General features: G+C 63.2%; 10 protein-coding genes and 1 pseudogene. 4 read left to right on the forward strand and 7 right to left on the reverse strand.

Annotated features, from left to right (window positions below; genetic code table 11):
- Positions 1-462: 462 nt before the first annotated feature.
- Positions 463-1,566, reverse strand: a complete 1,104-nt coding sequence (gene aroC, locus G3480_RS23570) for a chorismate synthase (protein ID WP_164656668.1) — start codon at positions 1,564-1,566, stop codon at positions 463-465.
- Positions 1,567-1,568: 2 nt separating this feature from the next.
- Positions 1,569-2,918, reverse strand: a complete 1,350-nt coding sequence (locus G3480_RS23575) for a TolC family outer membrane protein (RefSeq protein ID WP_164656670.1) — start codon at positions 2,916-2,918, stop codon at positions 1,569-1,571.
- Between the two features lie 156 nt (positions 2,919-3,074).
- Here G3480_RS23575 and G3480_RS23580 point away from each other — a divergent pair, with 156 nt between their 5' ends.
- On the forward strand, positions 3,075-4,037 hold the full coding sequence (locus G3480_RS23580) for a hydrolase (protein WP_164656673.1): 963 nt from the start codon (positions 3,075-3,077) through the stop codon (positions 4,035-4,037).
- A 58-nt stretch (positions 4,038-4,095) separates the two neighbouring features.
- On the opposite strand, the gene G3480_RS23585 is transcribed toward G3480_RS23580, so the two are convergent.
- A complete protein-coding gene (locus G3480_RS23585) occupies positions 4,096-5,178 on the reverse strand; it encodes an adenylate/guanylate cyclase domain-containing protein (protein WP_164656674.1) in 1,083 nt (360 codons plus the stop codon).
- A 138-nt stretch (positions 5,179-5,316) separates the two neighbouring features.
- Here G3480_RS23585 and G3480_RS23590 point away from each other — a divergent pair, with 138 nt between their 5' ends.
- From G3480_RS23590 to G3480_RS23600, 3 genes are all read left to right on the forward strand, one after another.
- A complete protein-coding gene (locus tag G3480_RS23590; RefSeq protein WP_164656675.1) occupies positions 5,317-5,733 on the forward strand; it encodes a hypothetical protein in 417 nt (138 codons plus the stop codon).
- A 155-nt stretch (positions 5,734-5,888) separates the two neighbouring features.
- Positions 5,889-6,389 carry a YbaN family protein gene (locus tag G3480_RS23595; protein WP_164656677.1) on the forward strand — a complete coding sequence of 167 codons (501 nt, stop codon included), beginning with the start codon at positions 5,889-5,891 and terminating at the stop codon, positions 6,387-6,389.
- A gap of 3 nt (positions 6,390-6,392) precedes the next feature.
- The gene (locus G3480_RS23600) at positions 6,393-7,244 is read left to right on the forward strand and encodes a sirohydrochlorin chelatase (protein WP_164656679.1); all 852 of its coding nucleotides are present in this window, start codon (positions 6,393-6,395) and stop codon (positions 7,242-7,244) included.
- Here G3480_RS23600 and G3480_RS23605 read toward each other — a convergent pair.
- The 4 genes and pseudogenes from G3480_RS23605 to G3480_RS23620 form a co-directional block, all read right to left on the reverse strand.
- On the reverse strand, positions 7,225-8,508 hold the full coding sequence (locus G3480_RS23605; RefSeq protein WP_164656680.1) for a hypothetical protein: 1,284 nt from the start codon (positions 8,506-8,508) through the stop codon (positions 7,225-7,227). The two genes, G3480_RS23600 and G3480_RS23605, sit on opposite strands and share 20 nt — an antisense overlap.
- The gene (locus G3480_RS23610; RefSeq protein ID WP_164656682.1) at positions 8,502-8,762 is read right to left on the reverse strand and encodes a DUF2249 domain-containing protein; all 261 of its coding nucleotides are present in this window, start codon (positions 8,760-8,762) and stop codon (positions 8,502-8,504) included. Before G3480_RS23610 ends, G3480_RS23605 begins: the two co-directional genes overlap by 7 nt.
- 3 nt (positions 8,763-8,765) lie before the next feature.
- A complete protein-coding gene (locus G3480_RS23615; RefSeq protein ID WP_164656684.1) occupies positions 8,766-9,176 on the reverse strand; it encodes a hemerythrin domain-containing protein in 411 nt (136 codons plus the stop codon).
- A gap of 4 nt (positions 9,177-9,180) precedes the next feature.
- A pseudogene (locus tag G3480_RS23620) lies at positions 9,181-9,502 on the reverse strand (IS4 family transposase); the annotation flags it as partial.

The following is a 9,502-nucleotide window of genomic DNA, read 5'->3' on the forward strand; positions in this document are numbered from 1 at the left end:
AAAAATGGGGGGTTGTTCGGGGTTTCCCAACCTTTTCAAGGGCTATTTCCGCCGGGGGTGGGGGGGCGGGGCGCCGCGCGGCCAGGGCGGCGCTAGCGGGGGGGGGCGCCGCTCCCACCTCGCGTTACCTGAAGGATGCACAGTGCCTACTCGACCGACGGGGCGGCCCGATGATCAGCGTCCGAAAGCGAGGGTGATTGCCAGGAGGAATCGCGCAGTCGCGAAGGACATCGAGAAAAACAATGGCTTGCCTGGCCAGTAGGGCGGATGCCCGCAGGGCGATCCGCCGGGGACGCCAACTGCAACGCCGACGGCGGAACCGCTGCGCGTTCCACCCTACGAGGTGATGCCGTTGCTATGGCCAGAGTGATGACCAATGCCGGACATTCCGCTATTCCTGGCCGTTGTCGATGTCGAATTCTGGCGCGCGCATTTCAGCAGCAAGTCCCCGCCCGAGGTCCGCTAGCCTTTCACGGTCGCAGGAATGGCGCCGGTCGGCGGCGAGACCTCTGCATTCTGGCCGCGATGTCGCAGCAGATGATCCATCAGGACCATTGCCAGCATGGCCTCGGCGATCGGCGTCGCGCGGATGCCGACGCAGGGATCGTGCCGTCCGGTCGTGATCACCTCGGCTGCCGCGCCAGCGCTGTCGATACTGCGTCCGGGCAGACGAATGCTCGAGGTCGGCTTGAGCGCAATGCGGGCAAGGATGTCCTGCCCCGAGGAGATCCCGCCAAGCACGCCTCCAGCGTTGTTCGAGAGAAAACCTTCAGGTGTCATCTCATCACGGTGTTGGGTGCCTTTTTGCTCCACGGAGGCGAATCCCGCCCCGATCTCGACACCTTTCACGGCGTTGATGCTCATCAAGGCATGCGCGATATCCGCATCCAAGCGGTCGAAGATGGGCTCGCCCAGCCCCGTCGGCACACCCGAAGCCACCACGGTCACTGCCGCGCCGATGGAGTCGCCCTCCTTACGCAGCGCATCCATGTAAGTCTCGAGATCAGCCAACGTCTGGGCGCAGGGCCAGAAGAAGGGGTTGGTCTCGACCAGATCCCAGTCGAATCCTTGCGGCCGGATGGGGCCGAGCTGAGCAAGATGCCCCCGGATCAGGATCCCGCAGCGCTCGGCGAGATACTTCTTGGCAATGGCCCCGGCCGCGACCCGCATGGCTGTCTCGCGAGCCGAGGAGCGTCCACCGCCGCGATAGTCCCGCACGCCGTACTTCTGGTCGTAGCTGTAGTCGGCGTGACCAGGGCGGTAGCGCGTCGCGATTTCGGAGTAGTCCTTGGAGCGTTGGTCCTCGTTACGAATCAAGAGCCCGATTGGGGTTCCAGTGGTCCGTCCCTCGAACACCCCGGAGAGGATCTCGACCCGATCGGATTCGCGTCGCTGCGTGGTGTGGCGCGACTGCCCCGGCTTGCGCCGGTCCAGATCGCCCTGCAGATCCGCCTCGGTCAGCTCAAGTCCGGGCGGACAGCCGTCAACGACCCCACCGAGCGCGGCGCCGTGGCTCTCACCGAAGGTGGTGACGACGAAGGCCTTGCCGAAACTGTTTCCCGACATGGTCAATCGGCCGGCGGCTGCACGACATCGCTGGGGATCAGCCAGGCGTTGCCCTTGGCCAGGATGTCACGCGTGAGCGTGCTCGTGGCCTGGTGCAACTTCACCCCGTTGATGAAGTAGTCGTAGCGCGAGCTGAGGTAATCGAACTCGGCCTGGAAGAGATTACGCTGGGCATTGAGCACATCGACCTGCGTCCGGGTACCGACCTCGAGGCCGGCCTGGGTCGACTCGAGCGCAGAGCGGGCCGAGACGATCGAGGCCTGCCTCGCTTTCACGTCCTCAATGCTCGAGAGGATGCCACGGAAGGCATCTTTCACCTGCTGATCGACCTGACGACGCACCTGATCGAGCTGGTCCTGGGATGCTCTGAAGCGGTAGCCCGCCTCGCGCGTGCGCGAGGCCACGGCGCCGCCCTGGAAGATCGGCACGTTCAGGCTCAGCCCGACGAAGCCTGTATCCGTATCCGAGCCGATCTCCGCGCCCGTGCGCGAAACATCGTAGCCCGCCTGAAGATCGACCGTGGGATAGTAGCCGGACCGCTCGATCTGGATGTCGCGCTTAGCCGCCGTCGTCGCCTCAGTCGCGGCGAGGATTCCGTAGTTGCCGCGCAGCGCCGCATCGGCCCAAGCCATGATGTCATTGGGCGCCGGCGGCGCCAAAGGGAGCTTCTCCCCCAGGCGCGCCAAGGGCACCTGAACCGGACCGATGATGGTGCGGAGCGACTCCCAGGCATTGTCGAGCAAGTTCTTGGCGCTAATCAGCTCGGCGCGCGCACGGTCATAGGCCGCCTGACTCTCGTTGACGTCGGTAATTGCTACCAGACCCACCTCGAAGCGCTGCTTGGACTGCTCGAGCTGGCGCTCGTTGGCACGCAGCAAAGCCTCCTGCACCGTCACCGCATCGGCAGCGCGCAGCACGGTGAAATAGGCCTCCGTGGTCCGAACCATGAGATCGATCTGGGCGTTACGGTACTGAGCTTCCGCCTGGGCGATGACGTTGTCCGACTTCTTCAACGTCATCCAGTTGGCGCGATTGTAGACAGACTGACTCACGACCGCCTGCACACTGCGCGTCGTGAAGTCTTGGCGGTAGCTAAAACTGCCGCTGCTGGATTGACCATTGGTATCGACATCTTGGTAGTCGACATCACCCTGGACACTCAAGTTCGGCAGCAAGAGCGCGAGCGCCTGAGGCTTGACCTCGCGTGTCGCGAAAAGAACCTGCTCGGCCTCGCGCAGACTTGGGTCGCTCACGACCGCCATGTCGTAGATCTGAAGCAGATCATCTGCCATAGCCGTCGATGCGGGGCCGCAGAGGGCCACCGAGATCAAAGCCGTAAGAATTCTCCGCATCGGATTACCTTCCTGAAATCGAGCCGGCTGAGACAGCCGCTTGCAAAAGCCGGCAGTATAGGGGACAAGGGGGTGCGCCCTCAATCGAGCCTTGGTGGACCTGACAGCGCTCGGCGAGACCCGCCAGTTCAGCAAATTCTGACCGCAAGCCACATCATGGGACGTATCACAGAGAGCAACTTCAAGCCCGCCTGGTGGCTTCCAGGACCGCATTTACAGACCCTTTGGCCAGCCTTGATCAGGCGTCGCCCCAAGCCGAATCTCGACGCTCGGCGTATCGAACTCAGTGACGGCGACTTCATCGACCTCGCGGTTGGACGCCGCCCGGGACCTCGCGTGCTCATTTTGCATGGGCTCGAGGGGAACCTCAGCTCGCACTACGCTGGAAACCTGATCGAGACCTTGGATCGAGAGGGATTCCAGCCGATTTTTATGCATCTGCGCGGGTGCTCGCAGGAGCCCAATCGTTTGGATCGCGCCTACCACTCAGGCGCCAGTGAGGACCTTGCCGAGGTGCTGGATGCCCTCAGTGCGGATCGCGCGGGGGAGCCGATCGCCGCCGTCGGCTTCTCCCTGGGCGCCAATCTGCTGCTCAAATACCTGGGCGAGACGCAGCAGCCGCGCCTAGCTGCCGCAGTGGCGGTCTCGACCCCCTTCGTACTGCGCGACGCCATGCTGCGTCTGGACCTCGGCGCCTCCCGCCTCTACCGCGGCTACCTGCTGCGCAAGCTCAAGGCCGCCCTGAGGCGCAAGTTCGCGGAGCGTCCTTTTCCGCTGAGCATCGACCTGACAAAGGTTAAGGACTTCAACACCTTCGACGAGCGGATCACGGCGCCGCTGAACGGATTCAAGGGTGTCTTCGACTATTACAGCCAAGCGAGCTGCCGACAGTATCTGCCGCACATTGACACTCCCACCCTGATCATCCAGGCCGCAGATGATCCCTTCATGTTCGCGACCACCCTACCCTGGGAGCATGAACTCGGTCCTGGTGTGACCTTGGAGATCGCGGCGCACGGCGGTCACGTGGGATTCGTCTCAGGCAATCGGCCATGGCGCCCGGTCTACTGGCTGGAGCAACGAATCGCGCGGCTTCTCAGAGCACTTGAGCGACCTTAGGCGATTTCGATCAAAGGCGCCCAATCGCGCGTCGAAACCCTCTCCAAGTGAAGACGCGCTACTTCCCCCAGAGCACGAAATCCACGTACTGCTTGACCTTCTGGTGGCCAGGCGTATCGATGGCCGTGAACTGTAGATTGGTCCGGAAACCGCCCTTGTTCCCTCGAGACCTTAGGACGCGCGCATAGACCTCGACCGGCTTGTCGGACCCAAGCTCGGGCGACAAGGACATGAAGATCTCGGAGTAAGTCGGGAGAATCATGGGAAGGTCGGCGCTCATCCCGAAGTAGCCCAAGTCGTTCACCTTGCCGACATAGCGCTCGCCACGAATGTGCTTGTCCTCAACGCGGCGAAACACCACCGGGAAATCGACCAGGATACGCGGGGACTTGCGAACCTCGATCGAGGGGACTGCCAGCACCTTGGGTTGGGTGACCGCTTTCAGCTCGAAAATCTTGACCGGTGTCGATCTGCCCTTGACCATCACCTCATTGATCGCGCCGACCTCGATATATTCACGTGCGGCCTGGTAGGTCTGCTCGCTCAGTAGGATCTGTCCGCGCAGAGCATAGGATTCCATTCTCGCCGCCAGATTCACCGGCGCGCCGATGACCGTATATTCGCGATAGAGGTTGGAGCCAAAGCTGCCGGCCATGACCTCGCCGGCGCTGACGGCAATACCCGCATAGAGCCTGGGCTCTCCCTTCGCCTCGCTATGCCGGTTGAGGTCGGCCATCGTTTGCTGCATCTCGACCGCGCAGGTCAGCGCGCGCAGCAGATCATCCGGGCGTCTTACCGGCGCCCCGAACAAGGCCATTACCGAGTCGCCCATGAACTTATCGATGACGCCGCCGTGCCGCTCGACGACCTGTGACATCAGCGAAAAGAACCGATTCAGCATATCCGCCATCTGAATCGGCGGAAGCGACTCCATCAGGGCAGAGAAACCACGCAAGTCCGCGATGAGAACGCTCGCATGGGTGCCGAGGATGGGATGAGATTTCTGCATGAATGATTCAACCTGTGGACCCAGCCGCTCGCTCAATACCGACTCCAAGCGCCCGGCGGCCGCTTTTCCGTAGACCTCTTCGACAACACCGGCCACGCCGGCTAGGAGCAACTGCTTATCTTTATGCTGCATGGCCGCGAGTTCACTCCGTCGGGCAAGAAATTGACATTCTTCATGGGTTTTCAGGCGGTTTCACGTGATCATTGCATATCTTATCGGCAGCTTGCGCCCCTAACCTTAATTTCTCACCCGAGCCTCAAGAGACCACGCATGGATCGTTTTACACGAAACTACAGCATTTTACTCGGCCTGGCCGTCGTCATCGGGCTATTTTTCTGGATTCAGTCAGCCTGGCAACCCAAGGTCTGGGAACTCGACGAGGTTCTGACCTCAGACCCGACGCTCGTCGACTATCCCTATCAGTTCCGTGTCCGGAGCTTAGACAACGGGACCGCCATCATCTCGACACCAAGGTCCTTCGACATCCCGGCCATTCGCTTTCTCGAAATCATTAACCCCAAGCTGGCCGGCAAGGCCCAAGACGACCCCGAGATGATCGCCGCCCAGCAGGACCTCATCGATCATCAGAAACGCGCCATGGGCTTGATACTCGCGCAGCCTGGTGTCGACACGGTCGATTGGCAGCTCGACACCCAGTGGCTCGCTGACCATGGCATCCACCGTTGAGCGCGCGTTAGGGCCACCCTAAGGCATCCAATTTCCTCATCAGGACAACAACAATTTGCGCCCTGGGTTCAGCTATCATGCAACGCCTTAGGTGATTGCCGAAAGCGTAGAGCCGAGTCATGCCTTCACCAGACAACCTGAGACGGAGGTCAGAAATGGAGCCCAGCGCGCAACGAGCCCAGCTTGATGCCCCAGGCGTGGATCAACGCCGACACCACCTCTACAACATCCTTGCATGGATGTGTTTCGGACTCGGCTTCGTCGGCATCCTGCTGCCGCTGATGCCGACCACCGTCTTCTGGATCTGCGCCGCCTGGCTGTGGCTGCGCAGTCGCCCGCATCGGGTCAAGTTCTTGGTCGGCCACCCGAGGTTCGGTGAGTCCATCCGAGGATTCCTCGAGCGCGGCGAGATCTGTCGAACAGGCAAGAAGGCCGCCGTCCTCGGCATGACGGGCAGCCTCGCACTTTGGCTGCTCCTCTTCACGCCCGACTGGCGCCTGGGCTTGCTGGTCGGCGCCATTCTCACCGCCGTCGCGGCCTGGATCAGTACACGCCCAGAGGGACGGCCCCAGCCAAAGACCAGTGTCGCGGTCACACTGAACCCAGGAAGCTGGGCCGCACCGGCCTCGAAACCGGCCACCGACCGATCGCGATAGGCCATGCCGACCTTCATCCTCGCAGACAACGGCTCCAAGCGGCCCGAGTCGACGCTCAATCTCAGGCGGCTGGCGGCGACCCTTTCCCAGCGCGCCGGCACACAGGTCGATCCCGTCTCCCTCCTGCATTCCGACCGCATCCCCGCCGACCTGCTCGGCGGCCAGCCAGCAGAGACCCTGGCTCCCGCGCTCGCTCGTCTAGTGCGTCAAGGCCACCAAGCCTTGGTCTTGATACCCCTCTTTTTCGGCCCGAGTCGGGCTCTCAGCCAATTCGTTCCTGAAACGGCCGCACGCGTCGCCAATGACTGCGGCGCCTTTTCGCTGCAAGTCGCCCCAGCGCTCTGCCCCTTGCCGACGGGTGAGCCGAGGCTCGTCGACATCCTCTACGACAACCTGATGAGCGGTGGCGAGTTGCGGGGCATGAAGACAGGCCGCGCGATTCTCGTCGATCATGGATCACCCATCCCGGAGGTCACGGCCGTGCGCCACTGGCTAGGCGAGCGGTTGCAGGAACGCTTGGAAGAGGAGGTTCGCCTTGAGCAGGCCGTGATGGAGCGCCGCGAAGGTGCGGCGTACGACTTCAACGGCCCCCTGCTGGAAGACCTGCTCGGACGGCTTGCTGAAGAGGATGCCACAGCGCCCGTCACACTCTCCATGCTCTTTCTCTCCGCCGGCCGGCACGCCGGCCCCGAAGGCGACATCCGGGACATCTGCCGGCGCGTCTCGGCGTGTCATCCCGGCCTCGAGGTCCGCATCTCACCCCTGGTCGGCGATCACCCTGGGCTCGTCGACATCCTGCTCGCGCGCCTCACAGAACGCCATCGCTGGAACAACCTCAGCCCAGCTGCCGGCTGATACTCTGGTAGGTCCGATAGCAGCCCCATTGCATCCAAACCAGCAGCAACGCCCCCGCCATGACTGCAGCACCACCGCCGCGCGCCAAGTAAGCGCCCCAAGGCGACCCCGATGAGAGGCCGGCCAGCGTCAGCAGCACAAGCATGAGGGTGAAGACAGCGAATTGAATCCTGGCGAGCCCCTCCGGCATGAAGACCTGCATATGGGGGAACCGAACATCGAAGCGGCGCGCGACCACCTGAGGATGCTGCAGATGGAACCAGCTGAGAAAGGACATGATCTTCAAAAGCATCCCTGTCGGCAGCCCCACGCCAACCCCCACCAGCAGCAGGACACCAAGCAGCTCCGCCGGTCCATCAAGCACCCAGAGGCCAGCCGAGATCAGGATCAGCCCCATCGACGACCACCAATAGAGCAAGGTGGTATCGACCCGCGGGCGCTCACGGCGGCGCTGTAAATTGACCGTGACCATGGCGAAGGCCGCCAGTACGAGGACGGCTGGCAACAGCGCCCAGCCCGCGAGACCCGCTTTACCCAACGCCACCAATCCCGTCGAGGCGACCAGTGCCGCCAGCACCAGAGGGGCTGCCATGCGCGTAAACCATCTCGGATAGGCCGGCGTCACATGGAACATGGGCACCACCTGATAGCCAACGCCGATGATCAGCATCCCAACCCAGCCGAGCAAGGCCCAGCTCAGGTGCAGATCGACCCATCCCGCGAGGCCCGTGATCCGCGCTCCCAGCATCCCTGCGAGCAGCACCAGCCCGAGGACCAGGGCCATGACCAAACCGGCGAGCGCAAAACGCATGGCCCGCAGCGTCTGCGGCACGCCGCGCGCCCGCGTCAGCGCAATACCCACCGCGACCACGAAGGTCGTGAGCCCCAGACCCAACAGCGAGCCGCCCAGCATCAGTGAGGCCCTGCCGCCTGAGTAGAGTCCCCAGCTCAGCGCCAGGCACCCCAGCACCAGCGTCAGCTGAGTCACCCGCCCGACCCAGACCACCTGAGGCACCGGCGCGCCCGCGAGCACTGGAAGCATCTGAAAGAGCGCCCCGCACATGACCTGGGTCAGAAAGCCCAGGGCCAGCAAGTGGGTCACGGCAAGCGCGGGCGCCAACCAGCGCGAGACCAGCACGACCTCGCCATCCCACAGCAAGACGGCCCCGGCGAGCAGCGCAAAGAGAGGTGCCAGGCGAAAGAAGGAGAAGGGCACCTGGATGGGCGGCGCCTGGTCCAAGCTCAAACCGGCGGCATTCAGCATGGCATGCCGCCGGAGAGTTCGTCCTGCGTGGGCGGATACTCGCTCGCCCAGATCAGAATCTCAAAGCGCTCGTCGGCACCCTCTGTGCGCCAGCCGTAGCCCATGCGCCTGAGCAGGTCATAGAGCGGAAAGGGCTCGCGCCTGTGCAGGACCCAAAGCCGCTCGGTGCGCGGCAGATCGGCCAAGGCATCGAGCACTTGCTCGAGCGGCTCGGGCAGCGCAAGCCGACGGACGTCCAGGACCCGAGGGGCCATGCCCTACTCCGCCGAGAGCTGCGCCGCGATCCGCACCCCCGCCTCGCGCAGGGCACCGTCCGCCATCGGGTAGAGCACGGTCTCCTCCTTGTAGTTGTGCTGCTGCACCAGAAAATGCAGTGTCTCCAAGATGCCAGTGCAGGCTCCCTGGTCGTGCGCTTCCACGGCCGCGCCGAGATCCTCGAGGAGTGCGCGCATCTGCGCATGCTCCGAGCACATCACCTCGATCGGGCTAGCGGCGGCCTGAAAGACCTCAGCCAACTGCGGAAAGAGCTGTTCCTCTTCGACGCGAAAATGCTCGAGCATGGCCGCAATAAGGCCCTCGGCTGCCGCAACCATGCTCGGCCAAGCCCCGGTTTGAAGCTGAGTTTCAGCGGCCGCAAGCAAATGATCACAGCGGTGATGCAATGCCATGGACTTAAGCCGCCCGGCAGTAAGCCGGGTGGAATCCAGGCTTGAGCTTGCCGGGATTGCGGCGTGGAAATTGTCGGTCTGGCCGTACCGCCTCGACGGCATCGGAAAGCGTGAGGACGGCCTGCGTCAGCAGGGTGGTTGGAGGATGTAAGGTGCCGATCAGTAGTCGAACCAGGGTGTGCTTCATGGTCGAGAGGCTGCTGGTCCAGCGGACGTGATAGGCATGCTTGCGCGCGGCGTGGCGGCGGATTGCGAGCACCTGGGCGAGTCCTCGAACCATGCTGGCGAGGTTCAGGGCAAGGATCTTGGCGTGGACGTCTTGCTGC

The organism is Thiorhodococcus mannitoliphagus, assembly GCF_010915725.1.
In the GTDB taxonomy this organism is placed as follows: Bacteria; Pseudomonadota; Gammaproteobacteria; order Chromatiales; family Chromatiaceae; genus Thiorhodococcus; species Thiorhodococcus mannitoliphagus.

Excerpts from the sequence above, each read along its gene's own strand:
- G3480_RS23580 (WP_164656673.1), top strand. The coding sequence starts at position 3,075 with ATGGGACGTATCACAGAGAGCAACTTCAAGCCCGCCTGGTGGCTTCCA.
- G3480_RS23610 (WP_164656682.1), bottom strand. The coding sequence starts at position 8,762 with ATGGCCCCTCGGGTCCTGGACGTCCGTCGGCTTGCGCTGCCCGAGCCG.
- aroC (WP_164656668.1), bottom strand. The coding sequence starts at position 1,566 with ATGTCGGGAAACAGTTTCGGCAAGGCCTTCGTCGTCACCACCTTCGGT.
- G3480_RS23600 (WP_164656679.1), top strand. The coding sequence starts at position 6,393 with ATGCCGACCTTCATCCTCGCAGACAACGGCTCCAAGCGGCCCGAGTCG.
- G3480_RS23615 (WP_164656684.1), bottom strand. The coding sequence starts at position 9,176 with ATGGCATTGCATCACCGCTGTGATCATTTGCTTGCGGCCGCTGAAACT.
- G3480_RS23590 (WP_164656675.1), top strand. The coding sequence starts at position 5,317 with ATGGATCGTTTTACACGAAACTACAGCATTTTACTCGGCCTGGCCGTC.
- G3480_RS23595 (WP_164656677.1), top strand. The coding sequence starts at position 5,889 with ATGGAGCCCAGCGCGCAACGAGCCCAGCTTGATGCCCCAGGCGTGGAT.
- G3480_RS23585 (WP_164656674.1), bottom strand. The coding sequence starts at position 5,178 with ATGCAGCATAAAGATAAGCAGTTGCTCCTAGCCGGCGTGGCCGGTGTT.
- G3480_RS23605 (WP_164656680.1), bottom strand. The coding sequence starts at position 8,508 with ATGCTGAATGCCGCCGGTTTGAGCTTGGACCAGGCGCCGCCCATCCAG.
- G3480_RS23575 (WP_164656670.1), bottom strand. The coding sequence starts at position 2,918 with ATGCGGAGAATTCTTACGGCTTTGATCTCGGTGGCCCTCTGCGGCCCC.